The sequence below is a fragment of the Antarcticimicrobium sp. genome (assembly GCF_029212575.1).
Taxonomy (GTDB): domain Bacteria; phylum Pseudomonadota; class Alphaproteobacteria; order Rhodobacterales; family Rhodobacteraceae; genus Antarcticimicrobium.
The window spans coordinates 22,853-42,830 of record NZ_JARGPK010000091.1; the positions used below are offsets into that span (position 1 = coordinate 22,853).

General features: G+C 67.1%; 20 protein-coding genes. 12 read left to right on the plus strand and 8 right to left on the minus strand.

Annotated elements, in window-relative coordinates:
* Positions 1-3,114, plus strand: a complete 3,114-nt coding sequence (locus tag P1U75_RS19195; protein WP_300246206.1) for an efflux RND transporter permease subunit — start codon at positions 1-3, stop codon at positions 3,112-3,114.
* Positions 3,115-3,148: 34 nt separating this feature from the next.
* On the opposite strand, the gene P1U75_RS19200 is transcribed toward P1U75_RS19195, so the two are convergent.
* Positions 3,149-4,507: a serine hydrolase gene (locus tag P1U75_RS19200; protein ID WP_300246339.1), complete on the minus strand. Its 1,359-nt coding sequence runs from the start codon at positions 4,505-4,507 to the stop codon at positions 3,149-3,151.
* A 332-nt stretch (positions 4,508-4,839) separates the two neighbouring features.
* Complete coding sequence (locus tag P1U75_RS19205; protein ID WP_300246209.1) at positions 4,840-5,547, minus strand: HAD family hydrolase; 708 nt, start codon at positions 5,545-5,547, stop codon at positions 4,840-4,842.
* A gap of 99 nt (positions 5,548-5,646) precedes the next feature.
* Here P1U75_RS19205 and clpS point away from each other — a divergent pair, with 99 nt between their 5' ends.
* From clpS to P1U75_RS19235, 6 genes are all read left to right on the plus strand, one after another.
* Positions 5,647-5,988: an ATP-dependent Clp protease adapter ClpS gene (clpS, locus tag P1U75_RS19210; RefSeq protein ID WP_300246212.1), complete on the plus strand. Its 342-nt coding sequence runs from the start codon at positions 5,647-5,649 to the stop codon at positions 5,986-5,988.
* Positions 5,989-5,997: 9 nt separating this feature from the next.
* On the plus strand, positions 5,998-7,008 hold the full coding sequence (locus tag P1U75_RS19215) for a class I SAM-dependent methyltransferase (RefSeq protein ID WP_300246213.1): 1,011 nt from the start codon (positions 5,998-6,000) through the stop codon (positions 7,006-7,008).
* A gap of 24 nt (positions 7,009-7,032) precedes the next feature.
* Positions 7,033-7,836: an SDR family oxidoreductase gene (locus P1U75_RS19220; protein ID WP_300246215.1), complete on the plus strand. Its 804-nt coding sequence runs from the start codon at positions 7,033-7,035 to the stop codon at positions 7,834-7,836.
* Positions 7,837-8,132: 296 nt separating this feature from the next.
* On the plus strand, positions 8,133-9,026 hold the full coding sequence (hemF, locus tag P1U75_RS19225) for an oxygen-dependent coproporphyrinogen oxidase (RefSeq protein WP_300246217.1): 894 nt from the start codon (positions 8,133-8,135) through the stop codon (positions 9,024-9,026).
* 88 nt (positions 9,027-9,114) lie between these two features.
* The gene (locus P1U75_RS19230; RefSeq protein ID WP_300246219.1) at positions 9,115-10,692 is read left to right on the plus strand and encodes a CHAD domain-containing protein; all 1,578 of its coding nucleotides are present in this window, start codon (positions 9,115-9,117) and stop codon (positions 10,690-10,692) included.
* Positions 10,689-11,432, plus strand: a complete 744-nt coding sequence (locus P1U75_RS19235) for an AAA family ATPase (protein ID WP_300246222.1) — start codon at positions 10,689-10,691, stop codon at positions 11,430-11,432. Before P1U75_RS19230 ends, P1U75_RS19235 begins: the two co-directional genes overlap by 4 nt.
* A gap of 789 nt (positions 11,433-12,221) precedes the next feature.
* Here the strand turns inward: P1U75_RS19235 and P1U75_RS19240 are convergent.
* Positions 12,222-12,773, minus strand: coding sequence for a Panacea domain-containing protein (locus P1U75_RS19240; RefSeq protein ID WP_300246224.1), 552 nt, complete (start codon positions 12,771-12,773; stop codon positions 12,222-12,224).
* A 320-nt stretch (positions 12,774-13,093) separates the two neighbouring features.
* On the opposite strand from P1U75_RS19240, the gene P1U75_RS19245 reads away from it, so the two are divergent.
* The 3 genes from P1U75_RS19245 (at position 13,094) to P1U75_RS19255 (ending at position 15,791) form a co-directional block, all read left to right on the plus strand.
* Positions 13,094-13,579: an NAD(P)H-dependent oxidoreductase gene (locus tag P1U75_RS19245; RefSeq protein WP_300246225.1), complete on the plus strand. Its 486-nt coding sequence runs from the start codon at positions 13,094-13,096 to the stop codon at positions 13,577-13,579.
* Between the two features lie 392 nt (positions 13,580-13,971).
* Complete coding sequence (locus P1U75_RS19250) at positions 13,972-15,366, plus strand: MATE family efflux transporter (protein ID WP_300246227.1); 1,395 nt, start codon at positions 13,972-13,974, stop codon at positions 15,364-15,366.
* Positions 15,363-15,791 carry a glyoxalase superfamily protein gene (locus P1U75_RS19255; protein WP_300246229.1) on the plus strand — a complete coding sequence of 143 codons (429 nt, stop codon included), beginning with the start codon at positions 15,363-15,365 and terminating at the stop codon, positions 15,789-15,791. The genes P1U75_RS19250 and P1U75_RS19255 overlap by 4 nt, the downstream gene beginning before the upstream one ends.
* Positions 15,792-15,837: 46 nt before the next feature.
* On the opposite strand, the gene P1U75_RS19260 is transcribed toward P1U75_RS19255, so the two are convergent.
* Positions 15,838-16,239, minus strand: a complete 402-nt coding sequence (locus P1U75_RS19260; RefSeq protein WP_300246232.1) for a hypothetical protein — start codon at positions 16,237-16,239, stop codon at positions 15,838-15,840.
* Here P1U75_RS19260 and P1U75_RS19265 point away from each other — a divergent pair.
* Positions 16,219-17,241, plus strand: a complete 1,023-nt coding sequence (locus tag P1U75_RS19265) for an AraC family transcriptional regulator (RefSeq protein ID WP_300246234.1) — start codon at positions 16,219-16,221, stop codon at positions 17,239-17,241. The two genes, P1U75_RS19260 and P1U75_RS19265, sit on opposite strands and share 21 nt — an antisense overlap.
* On the opposite strand, the gene P1U75_RS19270 is transcribed toward P1U75_RS19265, so the two are convergent.
* The 4 genes from P1U75_RS19270 to P1U75_RS19285 all read right to left on the minus strand — a co-directional run bounded on the left by P1U75_RS19270 (position 17,238) and on the right by P1U75_RS19285 (position 19,371).
* Positions 17,238-18,092 (minus strand): SDR family oxidoreductase, encoded by an 855-nt coding sequence (locus P1U75_RS19270; RefSeq protein WP_300246236.1) that lies wholly within the window; start codon positions 18,090-18,092, stop codon positions 17,238-17,240. The genes P1U75_RS19265 and P1U75_RS19270 overlap by 4 nt on opposite strands.
* A gap of 31 nt (positions 18,093-18,123) precedes the next feature.
* Entirely contained in the window at positions 18,124-18,471 is a 348-nt protein-coding gene (locus tag P1U75_RS19275; RefSeq protein ID WP_300246238.1) for a glycine zipper family protein, read from the minus strand.
* Positions 18,472-18,617: 146 nt separating this feature from the next.
* On the minus strand, positions 18,618-18,905 hold the full coding sequence (locus P1U75_RS19280; RefSeq protein WP_300246241.1) for a DUF6522 family protein: 288 nt from the start codon (positions 18,903-18,905) through the stop codon (positions 18,618-18,620).
* A gap of 49 nt (positions 18,906-18,954) precedes the next feature.
* Entirely contained in the window at positions 18,955-19,371 is a 417-nt protein-coding gene (locus P1U75_RS19285) for an Rrf2 family transcriptional regulator (protein ID WP_300246243.1), read from the minus strand.
* Positions 19,372-19,459: 88 nt separating this feature from the next.
* On the opposite strand from P1U75_RS19285, the gene P1U75_RS19290 reads away from it, so the two are divergent.
* Positions 19,460-19,918 carry a group III truncated hemoglobin gene (locus P1U75_RS19290; RefSeq protein ID WP_300246245.1) on the plus strand — a complete coding sequence of 153 codons (459 nt, stop codon included), beginning with the start codon at positions 19,460-19,462 and terminating at the stop codon, positions 19,916-19,918.
* Positions 19,919-19,978: the final 60 nt, after the last annotated feature.

Here is a 19,978-nt window from a genome sequence, read left to right on the forward strand (position 1 = left end):
ATGATCGGCTATTTCGTCCGCCACCCGGTTGCCGCCAACCTGCTGATGGTGCTGGTCTGCATCCTCGGCATCGCCGTGGCCACCGGGATCGAGCGGGAAACCTTCCCCGAGTTCTCCTCCGATACCGTCAGCGTCGGCGTGGTCTACCCCGGCGCCTCGGCCCGCGATGTGGACGAAGAGATCTGCATTCCGCTGGAGGATGCCGTCACCGGCCTCACCGGGCTGGCCGAGTTCGACTGCGTCTCGCTCGACGGCCGCGCCAGCGCCACCGCCGAGCTGGACGAGGGCGGCGACATCATCCAGTTTTTCAACGACGTGTTCTCGGCGGTCTCCGGCGTGACCGATTTCCCCACCGCCGCCGAAACCCCCACGGTCGAGATCCAGGGCCAGACCGAGCTGGTCGCGCTGGTCGCGGTCTCCGGCATCGCCGGCAAGCAGGGGCTGCTCGAGTACACCGACAGCCTCGCCGACCTGCTGCAGGCCCTCGACGGGGTGGCCGAGGCCCAGGTCACCGGCATCTCCGACCGTGAGCTGCGGGTGAGCTTCGATCCGCAGGCGCTGCGCCGCTACGGGCTGTCAGCCAGCGACGTGCTGAACGCGATCGAGGCGCGCAGCCTGCGCCAGCCCCTCGGCGACGTCGAGATCGGCGAGACCAGCTTCGTTCTGCGCTATACCGACGTGCGCCGCACGGTGAGCGAGCTCGAGGACCTGATCGTGCTCCAGAACGAGCAGGGCGGCGTGGTGCTTCTGGGCGACCTTGCGCAGGTCGCGACAATGGACAGCGACGAGAACGTGCAATCCTTCATCGACGGCGATCAGGCCGCGATCATCGCCATCTACAAGTCGAAGGACGATGACAGCATCCGCGTGTTCTCGGCGGTCGATGCGGCACTTTCAGCGGAACAGGCGCGCTATCCCGATCCGTTCCGCCTCACGGTTATCAACAACCTGACCGAGGTGGTGCAGGAACGGCTGAGGCTGATCCTGCAGAACATCGGCATGGGGCTGGTGCTGGTCTTCGGCACCATGTGGCTGTTCTTCTCGATGCGCGAATCGCTGTGGATCTCGGCCTCGCTGCCGGTGTCCTTCCTCGGCGGGCTGTTCCTGATGAGCGTGCTGGGCATCACCATCAACATGATCACCCTGGTCGCCCTGCTGATGGCGGTGGGCATCATCATGGACGATTCCATCGTCATCGCCGAGAACATCGACAAATGGCGCGGCAAGGCCAGCCGGACCGAGGCCGCCGCCCGCGGCGCGATGGAGGTGATGCCCGGCGTCGTCTCCTCCTTTCTCACCACAGCCTGCGTCTTTGGCCCGCTGATGTTCATCACCGGCGATTTCGGCCAGATCCTCAAGTTCATCCCGATGGTGCTGCTGCTCACCCTCACCCTGTCGCTGGTCGAGGGGTTCCTGATTTTGCCGCACCACCTCAGCCATGGCGGCCACGACGAGGCCGCTCCAAGGGAACGCCGCGCCACCCGCCTGCTGGAACGGTTCAAGGAGCGGGTGCTGCTGCCCACGGCGGCGCGGCTGGTCAGGGTGCGCTACCTCACCTTCGGCACGGTGATCGCGGCGCTGATCCTCACCGTCGGGCTGATCGCCTCCGGCGCGGTCAAGGTGATCGGCTTTCCCGCCACCGAAAGCGACACGGTGATCGCCCGCATCGCGCTCACCCCCGGTATCGACCGCAGCCGCACCGTGGCCGAGGTCGGCCGCATCCTCGCCGCGCTCGACCGGGTCGATGCGCAGCTGGCCCCCGGAACCGAGGATGCCGCGCCGCTGGTCCAGCGGGTGCTGGTGCAATACGCGGTCAACAGCGATGTCACCGCCAATGGCTCGCACACCGCGACGGTCACCGTGGATCTGCTGGAAAGCGCCGCCCGCAATGTCGAGGCCGACACCATCCTCGCCCTCTGGCGGCAGGAGACGGGCCCGATCCCCGACCTGGTCCAGGGCAGCTTTTCCCAGGCCGAGCGGGGGCCCGGTGGCGCCGATCTGGATGTCGAACTGCTGTCGCAGGACCTCGACACGCTCGAGGCGGCGGCGAACCAGATGCTGCTGGCGCTGGTCGCCCGCGCCGATGTGACCGAGGCGTTTCTCGACCTGCAGGGCGGCCGCCGCGAGGTGCAGATGACGCTCACGCCCTTCGGATATTCCGTCGGGCTCACCCCGCAAAACCTCGCCGCGCAACTGCGCAACGCATTCTCCGGCGACGAGGTCGACAGCTTCCGCGCCGGTCCCTCCAGCATGACGGTGCGGGTGCAGCTGGCCGACAGCATCCCCAGCCTCAGCGCGCTCGAACTGTTCCCGGTCACCCTGCCGGGCGGCAACCAGGTGGCGCTGGCCGGGGTGGCCGATTTCACCTATAGCGCCAGCTTCCCGGCGCTGACCCGCAAGGACGGCAAGATCACCGCCCGGATCGAGGGCAAGATCGACCGCGCCGCCACCACCTCGGCGCGGATCTCCGCCGTTGCGCTCGACGAACTGGCGCCGCAGATCATGCGCGACCATCCTGGCGTCAGCGTCCGGATCGGTGGCGCCACCGAGGAACAGCAGAAATCCCAGACATCCATGATGCGATCGCTGCTGCTGGGGCTGGTGGGCGTCTATCTGGTGCTGGCCTTCCAGTTCCGCTCCTACAGCCTGCCGATCGTGGTGATGCTGTCGATCCCCTTCGCGCTGATCGGCACCGTGCTGGGCCATCTGGCGCTGGGGCTGGACATGTCGATGCCCTCGATGATCGGATTCGCCTCGCTCTCGGGCATCGTGGTCAACAACGCGATCCTGTTCCTGACCTTCTTCCAGACCCACCTGCAGGGCGACGATTACATCACCGCCTCGCTCAACGCGGTGCGCGACCGGTTCCGCCCGATCCTGCTGTCGTCCTCGACCACCTTCGCGGGTCTGGTGCCGATCATGTTCGACACCTCGCCGCAGGTCCAGACGATGGTGCCGCTGGTGGTCTCGGTCGGTTTTGGCCTGCTGGCCTCGATGATCCTGGTGGTGCTGGTGTTCCCGTCGCTGCTGGCGATCTATTTCGACATCTTCTCGCTGCGCAAGTGGATCGGGAAGTTCGGCGACGATGAAACCGGAGAGAGGGGCGCGGCCTAGCCGGTCCTTCGCGACTGCCCGCCCGCGCCTCGGATCACGACGACGGGCTCAGCAGGGTGCAGGTAACGTTGCGCGCCTTCAGCCGGCGGCAGGCCAGGTCGGCGGTTTCCGCCGACATGCCCATGAAATTGGCGTCGAACCCCTTCTTGCTATGCACCACCTTGCGCAGGGTTCCGTCCAGCGTCTCCATTTCCGACAGGGCGGTGCGCAGCAGCGTCTTCTCGGCCTGGTAGCGGCTGGTATAGCGGCCGACGTTGATCCCCCAGTGCAATTCCCCCGAGGTCGAGAGCCGGGTGACGATCTCCTGCTCTTCCTCCTCCGGTTCGACCGGATCGGCCTGCGCCACCTCCTCCACCAGGTCCTGCGGCCGCAGGGCCGGGCGGGGCACTTCGGCGGGGGCGGCCTCGGTGGTCTCGATGGTTGGCGGCGCCGCCGCCGTGGACATCGCTTCGGCCACCGCCGCGGCGATGACCTGGGCGTCGGCGTCGGTCGCCGCGACCAGCACCGGCGCACTGCCGGGGCGGGCCACCGGCCGCGGGCTCTTTTTCACCACGCCGCTCAGGCGCACCACATGCCCTTCCGCACCATCGCCGGCGTTGCCGGCATAGACCGGGGGGCTGGGCTTGCGCAGCGGCGCCTGCGACGGCGCCCGGCGAAACCCGAGGTCAAGCAGTTCGGCCACCTTGGCATTGCGCGAGGATGACGATTGCCCGCCGAACACCGTGGCGAGCACCCGTTCGTTGCCGCGCTGCGCCGAGGCCACCAGGTTGAAGCCCGCGGCCCGGGTATAGCCGGTCTTGATCCCGTCGGCGCCCTTGTAGCTGGTCAGCAGCCGGTTGTGCGAGGACACCGTCTTGATCCCCGCGTGGGTCGATTGGCGCGAGAACAGGTTGTAATATTCCGGGTAATCGTAAAGCAGGTGGCGCCCCAGGATGGTCATGTCGCGGGCCGTCGACAAATGCCCGCTCTCGGTCAGCCCGTGGGCGTTCTTGAAGGTGGTCCGGGTCATCCCCAGCGCCTTGGCGGTCCGGGTCATCCGGCGGCCAAAGGCGGCCTCGGAGCCGCTGATCGCCTCGCCGATGGCGGTGGCCGCGTCATTGGCCGATTTCACCGCCGCCGCCCGCACCAGGTAACGCAGCGCGATCTTCTGCCCGGCCCGCAGCCCCAGTTTCGAGGGCGGTTCGGAGGCCGCGTTCTGCGACACCCGCACCATCGTGTCCATGGTGATCTCGCCGTTGCGCACCGCCTCGAAGGCGATGTAGAGCGTCATCATCTTGGTCAGCGAGGCCGGGTGCAGCCTGGTGTCGGCATTGCGCGAATGCAGCACCTCGCCGGTGCGCGCATCCATCACCATCGCCGCATAGGGCGCGGCGCGCAGCGGCGCGGCGGCCATGGCCACCAGCAGCGCGGCCAGCACCAGCGCCCACAAGAACGGAATCGGATGCGCGGAAAATGGACTCGGCCCGGATCGGGCCGGACGGAAACGCCGGACCTGCACGATATTGCCTCTGTCTGCCTCATGCCCCCGGTTGACCGGCGGCTGTTTTTCGATTTGTTACCCTGAGGCTATCACAGGGAATAACCAAAATAAACCCGTAGCTTGCAGGGGATTGTTCATTTCCCTCGCAGCGGATCTGCAACATCTTGCGGTTGCCGTGCGGCCGCCCGCAACACCGGCGATTGCGGCGAAAACATGGCGCCGGACAGTTGCCCGGCCCGCCGCCCTCAGCCGGCCTCGATTGCGGCCACAAGCCCGGGCAATTCGCCCAGATCGGCGATGCTGCGGTAGCGCGGCGCCTGTTCGGGCGGGTCGGCGTGCTCGATCTCCCAGACCAGCCCGTGCGGCACATACACCCCCCAGCCGCCCAGTTCGACCACCGGCACCACGTCCGAGCGCATCGAGTTGCCCGCCATCAGCGCCCGTTCGGCCCCCTCGCCATGGCGCGCGAAGATTTCGGCGTAGACCTGCGGCGTCTTCTCCGACACGATCTCGACCCCGTCGAACAGATCGCCCAGCCCCGATTGCGCCAGCTTCTGCTCCTGGTGCAGCAGGTCGCCCTTGGTGATCAGCACCACCCGGTGCGTGCCCGCCACCGCCTCGACCGCCGCGCGCGCATGCGGCAACAGCTCGACCGGATGCGCCAGCAGCTCCTGCCCGGCCTCGATCAGCGCGCGGATGATCCGCGCCGGCACCCGGTCCTCGGTCACCTCGATGGCGGTCTCGATCATCGACAGGGTGAATCCCTTGATGCCATAGCCATAGCGGCCGATGTTGCGCCGTTCCGCCGCCAGCAACCGCTCGGCCAGGTGGTCGCGCTCGGCATGCTCCGACAGCAGCTCGGCAAAGCGCTGCTGGGTCAGGTGAAAGAACCGCTCGTTGTGCCAGAGCGTGTCGTCGGCGTCGAACCCCACCGTGGTCAATTTGCGCGTCATGGCTTGTTTGTCCGCTATACCTTTTCTAAACCCGCCGGAGCGTTATATAAGGGCATCGACCCTTCACCGCACAGACCGCAACCGGACGAGAGCTTCGCGATGCTGCTACAGCCATTGATGATGACCGACAACCCGGATGGCGGGGACGATGCCTCGACCCTGCTCAAGACGCGGCCGAAGACCAAGCGGCCGCCGCTCTACAAGGTGCTGCTGCTGAATGACGACTACACCCCGATGGAATTCGTGGTCCACGTGCTCGAACGGTTCTTCGGCATGACCCACGCCGAGGCCTTCGAGGTGATGCTCACCGTGCACAAGAAGGGGGTCGCCGTGGTCGGCGTGTTCAGCCACGAGATCGCCGAAACCAAGGTCGGGCAGGTGATGGATTTCGCCCGCCGGCACCAGCACCCGCTGCAATGCACCATGGAAAAAGAGGATTAGGAAAGCGCCTTGTCTGCGCGCCTGACAACCGCCACCGCCCAGGGTGGGCTCGACCTGCCCGCCGAGGGGCAGATCCTGGTGCTGCATCCGCGCGCGGGGGCCGACCTCACGGCACTGCCGCGCGACCGGGCAGTGCTGGTACAGCCGTTCCGCCCCGATCACGATTTCCTTGCCGCCAGCGGCTTTCCCAATGTCAACTGGACGGTGCCTCAGGCGCATCGTTTCGCCGCCGCGCTGGTCTGCCTGCCGCGGGCCAAGCCGCTGGCCCGGGCGCTGATCGCCCAGGCCGTTGCCCAGACCGACGGCGTGGTCATCGTCGACGGCGCCAAGACCGATGGCGCCGACAGCCTGCTGCGGCAGGTCTCCGGCCGGGTGGCGCTCGACGGCTCGCTGTCCAAGGCGCATGGCCGCATCTTCTGGTTCCGCACCGATGCGGCCGGATTCGACCGCGCCGTCTTTTCCGACTGGACCGCGCCCGAGGCGCAACGCGTCGATGGCTTTGTTACCGCGCCCGGCGTGTTCTCCGCCGACGGCGTCGACCCGGCCTCGAAACTGCTGGCCGAGGCGCTGCCAAAACACCTTGGCGCCCGCGTCGCCGACCTCGGCGCCGGATGGGGCTATCTCTCCGCACGGCTGCTCGACGACGACCGCCTCGAATCGCTTGATCTGGTCGAGGCCGACCGCATCGCGCTCAACTGTGCGATGGAGAATGTCGCCGATCCGCGCGCCCGCTTCCACTGGGTCGATGCCGCGCTCTTCCGCACCACCCGCCCGCTCGACGCGGTGGTGATGAACCCGCCCTTTCACACCGGCCGCGCCGCCGACCCCGCCCTCGGCCAGAGCTTCATCGAGGCCGCCGCGCGGCTGCTCGGCCCGCAGGGGCAGCTCTGGATGGTGGCCAACCGGCAACTGCCCTACGAAACCGCGCTCGACGCCGCCTTTTCCGAGGTCCAGCAGATCGGCGGCAATGCCCGGTTCAAGCTGCTGCGCGCCACCAGGCCGCGCCGCAAACGCGGCTGACCCCATCTCGCCAGGAGTATCCTCATGTCCTTTTCCATCGCCGGCAAGACCGCCATCGTCACCGGCGCCGCCAACGGCATCGGCCTCGCCATTGGCCGCCAGTTCGCCGAAAAGGGCGCCAACGTCATGTTCGCCGACATCGACGAGGCCCGCCTCGTCGATGAGCTGGGCGACCGCGCCGAGGACAGCAACGTGCGCTACTTCGCCGGCGATCTGCGCGAGAAGCTGACCATCGCCAACCTGCTCTCGGCCACCCTCGACGCCTTCGACGAGGTCGACGTGCTGGTCAACGGCGCCCGCCAGGTGATCCCCTCGGACCCGCTCGACCCCGAGGACGACTCGGTAATCGCACTGCTGAACCAGAACCTGATGCCGGCGCTCCGGCTCAGCCAGATGGTCGCCAAGCGGATGATCAAACAGTCCAGGTCACGCGAAGAGGGCGCCAGCGCCGGCGCCATCGTCAACCTCAGCTCGATCGCCGCGCGCCGCACCCATCCCAACCTGATGGCCTATTCGGTCAGCTCGGCCGCGCTCGACCAGCTCACCCGCTCGCTCGCCGTGGCGCTGGCGCCGCACCGCATTCGCGTCAACGCCGTCGCCTTCGGCTCGGTGATGAGCGCCTCGCTCAAGTCCACGCTTAAGGAACACCGGGAGTTTCGCCAGGACATCGAGGATCACACCCCGCTGTCGCGCATCGCCGCCCCCGGCGAACTGGCCGACGCAGTGCAGTTCCTCGCCTCCGACGCCGCCGGCTTCATGACCGGCCAGATCCTCACGCTGGACGGCGGCCGCACCCTGCTCGACCCGGTCGCGGCCCCGGCGCACTGAGACGGCGTCCCCCGCCGCCCACCCTGTCACTCCGGACCTGATACGGGGCCGCCCGCGATGGCGGCAAGGGCCCCATCCCGGTCTTTTTCTGGCCGCAAATACTCCGGGAGGTGAGCGCCGTCTCGGAAATGCTCCGGTGGAGGGTTTCAGGCGCGAACGGGCGGAGCCCGCGCGGCCTGCCGCGACGGGGGCGGCGCCCCCTCTGCGTCAAATCGCGAACCTGCGGGAAAACCGCTGGCCCCCGCCGCCAACCCGGTTAGATTGGCCGCCCATCACCGACCCCCGGGAGAGCCCAGATGACCGCACCGCTCGACACCGAGAAAACCACCGCCGCCGCCTGGTTCCGCCAGTTGCGCGACCGGATCGTCGCCGCCTTCGAGGCGCTGGAGGACAGCCACGACACAGGCCCCTTCTCCGACGCCGCCCCGGGCCGTTTCGAGGTCACCGAAACCAGCCGCGCCTCCGACGACGGCTCGGACGCCGGCGGCGGGTTGATGAGCGTGATGCGCGGCGGTCGGGTGTTCGAAAAGGTCGGCGTCAACGTCTCGACCGTCTACGGCCAGCTGGGCGAGCGCGCCCAGGCCGCGATGATGGCGCGCAAGGGGCTGCCGGGGATGGCCGGCGACCCGCGCTTTTGGGCCTCGGGCATCTCCCTCGTCGCCCATATGCGTAACCCGCACGTCCCGGCGGTGCACATGAACACGCGGATGTTCTGGACCCCGCACGCCTGGTGGTTCGGCGGCGGCTCCGACCTCAACCCATGCATCGAGTACGATGAGGACACCGCCCATTTCCACGCCACGCAAAAGGCCCACCTCGACCCGCACGGGGCGGCGCATTATCCCCGGCTCAAGGCCTGGGCGGACGAATATTTCTACATCCCCCACCGCCACCGGGCGCGCGGGGTGGGCGGCATCTTCATGGACGATTACTGCACCGATGACTGGGCGGCCGATTTCCCCCTGACCCAGGACATCGGCCGCGCCTTCCTGCCCGCCTTCGTCCCTCTGGTCGAGAAACGCCGCCCGCAAAGCTTTACCGAGGCAGACCGCGACACCCAGTTGATCCATCGCGGGCTCTATGCGGAATACAACCTGGTCTATGACCGCGGCACCAAGTTCGGGCTGGAGACCGGCCACGACGCCAATGCCGTGCTGATGTCTCTCCCTCCGGTTGCAAAATGGCCATAGCGCCATCCCTTTGGTATTGCGAGCCATGACCCTGTCATGACATGATGCCCCTCATCGCGGGTCTGTCCATATCCGGGCCGCGCCGTCCGTGACCGAGATACCCGAAGCCGCCCGCAACCCGATCCGGGGATACATGAACACCGAATCCGGCCCCCTGTTTATCGTCGCCGGAGACCTCCGCGGCCTCCTCGCCGACGCCGCGCCAGGCAAGCGCCGCCTTGTCGCCGCCGGGCCGGGGGCCACGGTCAGCTTTGCCCTTTGCGACACCTTCGACGGAGAGATCGCCCTGACCGGGCGGCTGCTGCTCTGCTGCGACGGGCGGCTCGACCTGATCGGCCCTGATGGCTGTGAGGCGAGCCAACCGGGAATGCCGCCGGGCTTCCTGCCCGAAATGCCCGGGGGCGCGGTCACCGACGCGCTCTCCGGCATCGTCTCGCCGCTGCGCCGGGTGCTGGAACTGGGCTCGGGCCAGTTGCTGCACCAGCGGTTCGCCCTGCTCGACGACGAGGAAAAGACCCGCGCGCGCTGTGACCTGACCGTTCTGGAACCGGACAGCGACCGCGCCGTCACGCTGGTTCGGCTGGAACCGCTGCGCGGCTACCGACGCGATTGCGACCGGCTGGTTTCCCACCTGCGGGGCATCGTCGGCGCGGCGCCGCTCGGGGCCCGCGCCACCGCCGCGCGGCTGTTCCCTGACGCGGCCGGATATGACCCCAAGCCCGCCGTGCCCTTCGCGCCCGACGAATCCGTCTTCAAGGCCACCGGCGACGTGATCGCCGCCCATCTGCCTGTCGCCCGCGCCAACGAGCCGGGAATCCTCGCCGACCTCGACAGCGAGTTCCTGCACGACTACCGCGTCGCCCTGCGCAAGATCCGCTCGGTGCTCTCGCTGTTCTGGGGCGTCTACACGCCGAAAGAGACCGAGAAACTCAAGGCGCGCTTCGCCGCGCTGATGGCCGAGACCGGACGGCTGCGCGACCTCGACGTCTACCTGATCGAACGCGATCATTACCTGCGGATGGTGCCCGAGGGGCTGCGCCCCGGCCTCGACCTGCTGTTCGACGGCTTCGCGCGCGACCGCGCGGCGGCGCATCGCCGGCTTACCCGCCACCTGCGCAGCGCCGGTTACGGCAAGGAAATGGACCGGCTCTCCCGGCTCTTCGCCAAGCCCGGAAAACATCTCGCCAAGGGCTCCGAGGCCGACCGCCCGGTGCGCGACTACGCCCGCGCGCTGATCTGGGCGCGCTACCGCAAGGTGCGCAAGATCGCCGCCTCCATCGACGCCACCACCCCGGACGAACGGGTGCACGCCCTGCGCATCCAGTGCAAGAAACTGCGCTACCTGATGGAGTTCTTCGCGCCGCTTTACGGCGAGAAACCGATGAAGCGGCTGATCAGGTCGCTGAAGATCCTGCAGGAGAACCTCGGCGCCTTCAACGACAGCGTGGTGCAGCAGGAGGCGCTGGAGAACGTGCTCTCGGACAGGGCCGGAAAACAGGGCGCGCAGCAGCTCGAGATTGCCCGCAGCCTTGGCGCCCTGCTGACCGTGCTGCATCAGCGCCAGACCGCCGAACGCGCCCGGGTGATGGCGACCTTCGCCGCCTTCGACGTGCCCGCAACCCGCGCCGGGTTCAGGGCGCTCTTCGCCGCGGAGGGGGGGAGATGAAGATCATCGCCTGCTATTCCAACAAGGGCGGCGTGGGCAAGACCGCCACCGCCGTCAACCTCGCCCATGCGCTCGCCGCCCGGGGGCAGCGGGTGCTCTTGTGCGATCTCGATCCGCAGGGCGCGTCGGGCTTCTATTTCCGGGTCAAACCCTCGAAGAAACTCAAGGATGCCCGTTTCTTCCAGGACGTCGCGCGCTTCACCGCCGCGATCCGGGCCAGCGATTTCGACCGGCTCGACATCCTGCCCGCCAACATGAGCTTCCGCGACTTCGACGTCTTCCTGTCGCGGATGAAGAACCGCCGCTCGCGGCTGAAACAGGCGCTCGCCTCGGTCGGAGGCGACTACGACGTGATCGTGCTCGACTGCCCGCCCAACATCTCGACCCTGTCGGAAAACGTGTTCCGCGCCGCCGACGCGGTGCTGGTGCCGGTGATCCCGACCACCCTGTCGGAACGCAGCTTCGACCAGCTGCTCGCCTTCTTCCGCGACCACGGGCTCCCCCGGAAAAAGATCCTTGCGCTGTTCTCCATGGCGCAGGGGGCCAAGCGCCTGCACGGCGAGACCATGCAGCGGATGCGCGCGGCCCAGGGTAAGCGGTTTCTCGACGTGGTTCTGCCCTTTTCCACCGAGATCGAGAAGATGGGCCAGCACCGCGCCCCGGTCGCCACCTTCGCCCGCAGCCGCGCCCTGGCCGAGGCCTATGACAGGCTGGCGCAGGAGGTTCTGGCGCGGTTGTAGCGGGCGCGCGACGGCCCGTGGGGCGGCGCCGCAACTTCCAGCCAGCGTGCTTTATGCCAGCCCGATACCTCCCCCCTCCCGCACCGCTCACCCCCGGACACACCGCAAGCCGGTCGCGCGACGGCCCGTGGGACGGCGCCGCAAACGTTGGATCGGCGCGATTTATGCCAGCCCAATACCTCCCCCCCTGACAGCGAAGCGCAAGATCCCCAAGGCGCCAGCCCGCCGGAACGGGCCGTCGCTCGCCCGGCGCCTGCGGCGCTGTTCGGGCGGGGTGGGGAGGGAGGTTGGGGGAGGGGAGTGGTTCGGAAGTAAGCGATTCGGCGCTCTTCGCGGGGCCAAAACATTGAAGCTGCGCAAAGCGGTCTTGCACTCACTAGCCATTGAACGGGCTGAGGTTACATTTGGGGCTTAACAGCCGTGATATACCTTCACCTTCGGCGGGGTGTCTGGCGATAGGCAAATACCGCGTAGAACGCGCTGAAACACGGTCTCGGAAATATCGGGTTTAGGCGTGATTAGATTTTGTGCAACCAACTCATCAATTTGCGCGGCTTTTGCGATCTGTGATCTGGCATAGAACACAAATGACAGATGTCGTATGAACTCGTGGTCGCCAACATCCAATTCGCATGTGTTATCGCAACCGTCGTAAAAGCTGGTAACCGGTACGATTAGGTTGCCGCCCCGTGGGCAGGTGTCATTGCAAACGATATGCAGGTGTTTCATGTTTGGCTGCGCAGGCGTTCCAGATTGCAAAAGAAACGTTCCGCGCCGGTATGCCATACTTTAAAGAGAACCCAGAAGCGCGGATGCTCGGTCTAGGCTTTCCAGCTCTCGGGCACGTTCGACTGACCGTTCTAAGCCCACTGCTGCCATCATTCTATCCAGAGGAATACGGAGCGATGATCCGTTAGGGTCTTCCCATTCCGGGATATGATCATGGGTCCAATCGGCCAGATCAAAGCGGTCCATATGTCCGAATTCTGACCAGACACTTTCCAGAATACCGATTTCTCGGTTGCTCAATTCGTCCAGAGCGTCGAGGGGCATGTTTTGGTTTGCCAAGCCCACGTTATTGTCTGCGCGGTCGCGCAGGAAATCCGACCACCCGCCATCGTCACGATAAGCTCCATTTAGATAGTCCAGCGTGGTCGAGTTGACCGGGCCATATGGCATGGAAACACGAGCTTCATACTGTATGGGGTGTCCGCGTTGGCGCAGGCTTTCGCGGTCGGCCAGATACACCAGCTTCACCACCTTAAGCACATTGATCGCCCCGCCCTGCTTCATTGCGAAAAAGGCGATAGTCTGTGCAGCTTTTCGTGGATCGTATGGCATTTTTCGCAGCTATCCTCTTGCGCTGAACATGGGGCTTTCCCACGCACGAAACAAGCTGTCCCAAAAAACTGTGGAGAAAGTGTTGCCAAGTCGTTCACCCCACACGCTGCACGTCGGGCACAAGTTCGGGCATGGTCTTTCTGCCGGGGGGGGAGATACCACGGCTCTGACACCTTAGCCTAAAGGAGCAGCGCAGTAAAAGACACCTTGCTCGAGTGATTTCCATGGGCAGAACTCGTCACTCTGCAAAATCCCCTCTCTGCCCACAGCCACCACCCCACCATTGCCGCCACTCCCCCTCCTACGCTACACCCCTTCCCATGCCCGAACTTCTGATCGTCTACCATTCCCGCACCGGCGGCAGCCGGCAGATGGCCGAGGCCGCCGCCGGGGCCGCCCGGGCGGAGGCGGGTTGCGTCCTGCTCCCCGCCGAGGACGCCGGGCCGGACGACCTGCTGGGCGCGCAGGGCTACCTCTTCTGCGGGCCGGAGAATCTCGCCGCGCTGTCGGGCGCGATGAAGGAGTTTTTCGACCGCTGCTATTACCCCCTTCTGGGCCGGATCGAGGGGCGGCCCTATGCCCTGATGATCTGCGCCGGCTCCGACGGCGAAGGCGCCGCGCGGCAGGCCGCCCGCATCGCCACCGGCTGGCGGTTGCGCGCGGTGCAGCCGCCGCTGATCGTCGGCACAAAGGCCCAGACCCCCGAGGCGATCCTGGCGGCAAAGACCATCCCCGAAGATGATCTTGCCCGCTGCCGCGATCTCGGCGCGGCGCTGGCCGCCGGTCTTGCCATGGGCGCGTTCTGAGCCGGGGGCATCCTCGCCCGCATCGGTTGCGCATCGGTTAACGCGCCGCGCGCCGGGCAGGGCGATTCACCGCCCGGCAAGAAAGCCTGTACAAAATCCGTCGAAAACTCCGCAAACCGGGCATACGGGGGGATGTCGACTGCGGGCGGTCTGTACGGAACCGGCCGAAAACTCCCCGTTTTCCGCCTCGATCCCTGCGAATGAGGGGGGTTGACGCCACGCCGCCCCCCGGTCTAAGGCAGGCGCGGCCGCAGACGCCCGCCGCCCGCTGACAGATTGTCCCGGTGAAGTTCTGTAGATATCGAACCACGTCATCCTCGGCATTTGTCGCGCGGATGGTAATGCGGGCCCCGTCCATTCCTGCGCGACCCACGCGAGAGGAGTACGGGGTCATGTCCGATACCCAGACCAACAGTTTTCTGTCCGGGCCGCTCGGCCCGATCTACCTCAGGACCGCCCTGCCGATCGTCTTCGTGATGGGCATGAACGGGTTGCTGACCGTCGCCGACGCGCTGTTTCTCGGCCACTTCGTCGGCCCCGAGGCGCTGGCCGCGGTCACGCTGATGTTCCCGATCTACATGCTGATCGTGGCGCTTTCGACGCTCGTCTCCTCGGGCATGTCCAGCATCCTGGCACGCCACCTGGGCGCCCGGCGGATCGTTGAGGCGCGCGCGGTCTTTGCCGGCGCGCATGGCCTCGCGCTGGTCATGGGCTTGTTTCTGATCGCCTTTTTCCTCACCCTGGGGCGCCCGACCGCGCTGATGGCGGCCGGCGGCTCGGAAAGCCTGGCCGAGATGGGCCTCGTCTACCTGCGGATCACGGTGTTCTTTTCGCCGGTGCTCTTCGTGCTCTCGGTCAACTCCGATGCCCTGCGGAACGAGGGGCGGGTGGGCTTGATGGCGGCGATGAGCCTTTTGGTGTCGCTGGCCAACATCGGCTTCAACTACCTGCTGATCGCCGTGCTCGACATGGGGGTCGCAGGCTCGGCCTATGGCACGGCGATGGCGCAGGCGCTTGCGCTTTGTATCATCCTGGCCTTTCGCATCTTCGGCGAGACCGGGCTGCGGCCCACGGCGCTGTTGCGGCATTCGCCGCGGACCTCGTGGGGGGGAATATTCGCGCTCGGCGCGCCGCAAAGCCTGAGTTTCATCGGGCTGGCGCTTGGTTCGGGGGCGATCCTCGCCGCGCTGCAAGGGGTGCAGGTTCCGCAGTACGAGGCGACGGTCTCGGCCTATGGAATCGTCACGCGGCTGATCACCTTCGCTTTCCTGCCGCTGCTGGGCCTGTCCCATGCGATGCAGACGATCACCGGCAACAACTACGGCGCCGGGGACCTGCGCCGCAGCCAAACCAGCCTGAAGACGGCGCTGCTCACGGCCCTTGTCTACTGTGCCGCGATGCAGCTTTGCCTGAGCCTGTTCGCCGCGCCCCTCGGCGGCGCCTTCGTCGACGACCCGCAGGTCGTCGCACAGGTGGCACGTATCCTTCCGGTGATCGGGGGCGCCTTTTTCGCCGCCGGACCCCTGATGATGATCGCCTTGCATTTCCAGGCGATCGGCGACGCGGCACGCGCGGCCCTGCTGGGGTTGAGCAAACCCTATCTCTTCGCGATCCCGCTGACATTCGGTCTTGCCGCCGGGTTCGGCGAACCTGGCATCTGGTTTGCCGGTCCGTTGGCGGAGGGCATGCTTTTGGGGCTGACGGGCCTCGTGCTGATGCAACTTGCCAGGACCCAGGCCTTGAAGTGGGGTCTGTTTGAAACACCGATGAAAGGAGCGGGCAAATGACTCGCCAATTGCCGACGATTGCCGAGGCCAAACAGCAGGCCAGGCGGCTGCGTGACGATCTTGCCGCACAGGGCACCGAGGTGGGCCACGCGCAGGCGCTGGAGATGGTGGCCCATCAGCTCGGGTTTCGGGACTGGAACACCTGTCACGCCGCGATCGGCAATCGCCCGCCGGATGGTTTCACGCCGGGCGGGCGGGTGCGCGGGCGGTATCTGGGTCAGGGGTTCGAGGCGACCGTGATCGGGGTCGAGATGCCGCGCCCCGGCTGGTATCGGCTGGAGCTTGATCTTGACGAAGCGGTCGACGTGGTGACCTTCGACAGCTTCTCGAATTTCCGCAAGCGGATCCGGGGAACCGTGGGTCCGTCGGGCGTGTCGCGCGAGCGCACCTCGGACGGGGCGCCGCATCTGGAGCTTGATATCTGATGGCGCTGCGCCTTCGGGCGCATCGCCGCCGGTTGCGGATTGGCAGTCAGCGCCCCTCCGCCGGGGCGCGGGAGAGGGCCGCCATGAGCCAGAAGAACCAGACGATATAGCCAAACCCTAAGACCACCCCCGCGCCATCGCTGAGCGCGGGCAGCAGGGTCAGCAGCCCGCTCACCCCCACCAATCCGCCGAACCAGGGCAGCGGGCCGGGCAGCAGCCCCGAGACCCGCGCCGCGCCTGCGACCAGAACCGCCCGGAGACCGCCGGCGACGACCAGCGTCGCCCAGAGCTGGCCAAAGCCCCGCACCAGCGGCGCGAGAACCGGCGCGCCGGCATGAAGCACCGCGCCCAGGGCAATGGCGAGCGCGGCCAGCACCAGCCCGTTCACCACGTGGATGGTCAGGGTCCAGACCGACATCAGCCCGTGGTGCGCGGCAAGGAAGGCCACGATTGCGCCGGGGTCGGCGGCGCTTGTGCCACAGCCGGCGCCGATCGCGCTGCGCTGATAACTGCGGCGGGGCTGGATGGACTCGATCTGACCGATCAGGATGCCCGCGTCCCGCTCGACCGGTTTCAGAGCCTGACGCTGCACGCCAAGGCCGCCACCGGCGATCCCGCCTTCGTGCTGCATCACGAGATGGACACCCAGATCGCCGAGATTTCGGTCGTCGGGCTGATCGTGCATTCCTGCCGCACCCTGGGCGAGGCGCTGTCGCAGCTCAACCGCTATGGCAAGCTGACGGTCGAGGTGGACGGGATGGACGGGCAGGAGCGGTTCGGCACCGAGCTTACCCGCGACGGCGTCTGGATCATCGACAACCGGCCCGATCCCAACGGGTTTCCCGAGCTGACCGAGGGCGGTTTCGGCCGCTTCATCGGCGAGTTCGCGCGCGAATTCCCTGGCCGCCCCTTTGCGCTGGCGGTCGAGGTCACCCACGCAGCGCCGGATTACGCGGCGGAGTACGGGGCGCTGTGGCGCTGTCCGGTTACTTTTGGCGCGCCGCGCAACGCCATGCTGATCGCGGCGGAGTGGCTGGAACAGGCATTCGACAACCACATCGCCTATGTCTTTGGCGTCTTTACCGACAAGGCCGACACGCTGCTGGCCGAACTGGACCGTCAGGACGGTCTGCGCGCGCGGATCGAGGCGCATCTGTTGCCGGTCCTGCACAAGGGCGAGATCTCGGTCGAGGCGGTGGCCGCCGAGATGGGGATGAGCCGCCAGACCCTTTATCGCCGCCTGAAAGAGGAGGGGGTGACCTTCGCCGCGCTGCTCGATGACCTGCGCTGCCGGATGGCCTCCGACTATCTCACCGCGCGCAAGGTCTCGGTGAACGAAACCACTTATCTCGTGGGCTTTTCCGAGGCCTCGTCCTTTGTCCGCGCGTTCCGGCGCTGGACTGGCCAGACCCCGGCGGAGTTCCGAAGCGGGCGCGCGATTATCCCCTAACCGGTCTTTGCCGCAGCGCGGAAGTGGTCGATCAGGTGGCGGGTGCCGCAGGGGGTGCCGACCATGTCGCGACCCATCGCGGTGAGGAAGAATTGCGCCGGGCCGTGGATGTGGCGCGGCGTGACCCGGGGCAGGACGGCCAGCGCGAGGCGGCGCAGCGCGTCGGGCAGGTGGGTGATCCGCGGCTCCTTCGCGAGGCTGTCGAAGGCCAGCCGCGCCAGATCATTCTGGCTCAGCACGTCGGGGCCGCCGACGTCGAGCCAGGGCCTTTCGGCCGCGACCGCCTCGGCCACCGCCTCGGCCAGATCGGCGCCGTGGATCGGGTTCAGCCGATGCGCCCCCCTGCCGAACAGCCAGACGCGCCCGGCGCGCGCCATGTTCAGGAAATCCGCCATGTCCGAGAAATACCCCGAGGGGGCGACGAGGGTGGAGGCGATGGGGGCCGCCTGCAGATCATCGACAAAGGCCTGTTTCGCCGCGACCAGCGGCACGTGACCCATGCTCTCGGCGCCCAGCACATGGATATAGGCAAAGCGGTCGACGCCCGCCTCCAAGGCCCGGTCCAGCAGGTTGCGGTTGGCCTGGTAATCCACGTCGCGATAGCTCAGCCCGTCTTTCTGGCGGGTGATCCCGAGGCTGGAGACCACCAGGTCGACCCCCTGCATCACCCCGGCCAGGGTATCCGGGCGGGTCGCCTCGGCCTCGATCAGCTCATGCGCGATGAGGCCCGAGGCCTCGGCGCGGCGGGCATCGCGGACCAGCGCCCGGACATGCCAGCGGCGCTCGACATAGGTGCGGACAAGGTGGCGCCCGAGATAGCCGGTCGCGCCGGCGATGAGAACGGTTTTCATGTCTTGATCCTCTCAGGCTTCGGGCGGCGTGTCAGGGTATACCAACGATCCCGCCGCAGATCATCATCAGGCAGAGGACCGGCATCGTGGTGAGTGTCATCGCCGCGCCCCCGGTCAGCCCTGCCGCCGCGCCTTCGCCGGCGGTGGCATCGTCATCCGCCGCGCCCAGGGCCACGCCGAGACCGGCGCCGAGCACTGCCGCGCCCAGCGTTTCCTGATCGAACTGGCGCTGGTCCCTGGCAAGGGTCTGGCCGGCGGCAAGGTCGGCCCGGTAGGCGGCGGATTCCGGGCCGTCGAGAATGGGGGTATCGCGCGCGCCGCTGTCGGCACAGGCGCCAAGGCCGATCAGGGCCGCGAGAAGAAGGGGGGCGGGTTTCATGGGTGTTTGCCTCGACAGGGTGTTGATGTGTCGATGGCGGGTTTAGGACCCTAGGGGCGATCCGGACATGACCGCCGGGGCCGAGGGGTTGACCGCTGGTCTCAAACGCCCGCGTCGCGGGGCGGGCAGGGGATGTGCCCCTGCGCTCAGCGGTCCTCGTCTTTATCCTGCACCGCCGCGCGCGGGCGCACGGGAAAGCTGGCGCGGGTCAGCAGGCGGCCGCTGTCATCGACGATGAACCGGCAGGCTTTCGATCCGTGGTGAAAGGTCAGGCGCCAGCGACCGCTGTCCTCGTCCACGCCCGCCTCGCAGCGCGAGGTGATCCGGCCGTCACGCATCCGTTCCTTGACCTGCGCCGGCGTCAGCCCCAGCGCCTCGGCCAGCAGGGTCGCATCCACGGCGAACCCGTCGCCGTCGCGTTCGATTGTGGTCATCGGTCGTCCCTCCTGATGTTTCGGACGCTGCACATGGTCTTGCGCCGCCTCATGCCGTGGGTGCCGGGGCCAGGGCGACATCGGCCAGCGTCGAACGGTCGAGGTCGGCGAGGAAGGCCGCCTCGGCGCTGCGGAACCGGATTTTCAGCCGGCATTGCGCGTCGATGACGCAGTTTCCGCCGTCTGTGCCCAGGCATTCGACCAGCGGCTGATCCTGCTCCAGCAGCCGGACCACCGATCCGAGGCGGATCTCTTCGGCCGGTCGCGCCAGGACCGCCCCGCCGCCGCCGCCCCGGCGGGTTTCGATCAGCCCGGCGCGCGCGAGGCGCTGCATGATCTTGGCCAGGTGGTTGCGCGAGAGCTGGAACTCTGCCGCCAGTTCCGCGGTGGAAAAGGCGCGCTTCGGCGCGCTGGCCATGCGCATCAGCATGCGCAGCCCGTAGTCGGTGAAGGAGGTGAGACGCATGATCGCAGGAGGTTCCTTTGAATAGGCATTTACAATACCTATTAGCGGGGATAGGCAGGATTTCAAGCGCGAATCCGGGAGAGCCTTGATGAAACGTTCCGACACTACACCGCGTACTGCCTCTGCCCGGCCGGACATGACGGCCGCGTTGATGGCGCGGACCGGGCTGGACGAAGAGATACTCAGCGAGTTGGTGCACAGGTTCTACGGCAAGGTGCGCGGCGATGGGGTGCTGGGGCCGATCTTCGAGGCGCGGATCACCGATTGGGCGCCGCATCTGGAGCGTATGGTGGCGTTTTGGTCCTCGGTGGCATTGATGACCGGACGCTATCATGGGGCGCCGGTCCCGGCCCATGCAAGCCTGCCGGTGACATGGGCGCATTTCGACCGCTGGCTGGCACTGTTTCGCGAAACGGCGCAGCAGGTTTGCACGCCGGAGGGCGCGCGTCATGTGACCGAGGCCGCCGAGCGCATCGCAAGATCGCTGCACATGGCGGTCGAGGATGCGGCCATGACGGAGAGCGCAGCAGCGCCGGCATTGCGTTGATCGGGGGGAATGGAAATGCGATTCGAATTGTCCCCGCGACGTGAACAGGGAGGCCGGATA

What these genes read in the sequence shown, in the direction of transcription:
- P1U75_RS19275 (WP_300246238.1), bottom strand. Translation starts at nt 18,471, where the DNA reads ATGAAACCCGCCCCCCTTCTTCTCGCGGCCCTGATCGGCCTTGGCGCC.
- clpS (WP_300246212.1), top strand. Translation starts at nt 5,647, where the DNA reads ATGCTGCTACAGCCATTGATGATGACCGACAACCCGGATGGCGGGGAC.
- P1U75_RS19280 (WP_300246241.1), bottom strand. Translation starts at nt 18,905, where the DNA reads ATGACCACAATCGAACGCGACGGCGACGGGTTCGCCGTGGATGCGACC.
- P1U75_RS19285 (WP_300246243.1), bottom strand. Translation starts at nt 19,371, where the DNA reads ATGCGTCTCACCTCCTTCACCGACTACGGGCTGCGCATGCTGATGCGC.
- P1U75_RS19200 (WP_300246339.1), bottom strand. Translation starts at nt 4,507, where the DNA reads ATGGCCGCCGCGCCGCTGCGCGCCGCGCCCTATGCGGCGATGGTGATG.
- P1U75_RS19235 (WP_300246222.1), top strand. Translation starts at nt 10,689, where the DNA reads ATGAAGATCATCGCCTGCTATTCCAACAAGGGCGGCGTGGGCAAGACC.
- P1U75_RS19195 (WP_300246206.1), top strand. Translation starts at nt 1, where the DNA reads ATGATCGGCTATTTCGTCCGCCACCCGGTTGCCGCCAACCTGCTGATG.
- P1U75_RS19290 (WP_300246245.1), top strand. Translation starts at nt 19,460, where the DNA reads ATGAAACGTTCCGACACTACACCGCGTACTGCCTCTGCCCGGCCGGAC.
- P1U75_RS19245 (WP_300246225.1), top strand. Translation starts at nt 13,094, where the DNA reads ATGCCCGAACTTCTGATCGTCTACCATTCCCGCACCGGCGGCAGCCGG.
- P1U75_RS19255 (WP_300246229.1), top strand. Translation starts at nt 15,363, where the DNA reads ATGACTCGCCAATTGCCGACGATTGCCGAGGCCAAACAGCAGGCCAGG.
- hemF (WP_300246217.1), top strand. Translation starts at nt 8,133, where the DNA reads ATGACCGCACCGCTCGACACCGAGAAAACCACCGCCGCCGCCTGGTTC.
- P1U75_RS19240 (WP_300246224.1), bottom strand. Translation starts at nt 12,773, where the DNA reads ATGCCATACGATCCACGAAAAGCTGCACAGACTATCGCCTTTTTCGCA.
- P1U75_RS19250 (WP_300246227.1), top strand. Translation starts at nt 13,972, where the DNA reads ATGTCCGATACCCAGACCAACAGTTTTCTGTCCGGGCCGCTCGGCCCG.
- P1U75_RS19270 (WP_300246236.1), bottom strand. Translation starts at nt 18,092, where the DNA reads ATGAAAACCGTTCTCATCGCCGGCGCGACCGGCTATCTCGGGCGCCAC.
- P1U75_RS19205 (WP_300246209.1), bottom strand. Translation starts at nt 5,547, where the DNA reads ATGACGCGCAAATTGACCACGGTGGGGTTCGACGCCGACGACACGCTC.
- P1U75_RS19220 (WP_300246215.1), top strand. Translation starts at nt 7,033, where the DNA reads ATGTCCTTTTCCATCGCCGGCAAGACCGCCATCGTCACCGGCGCCGCC.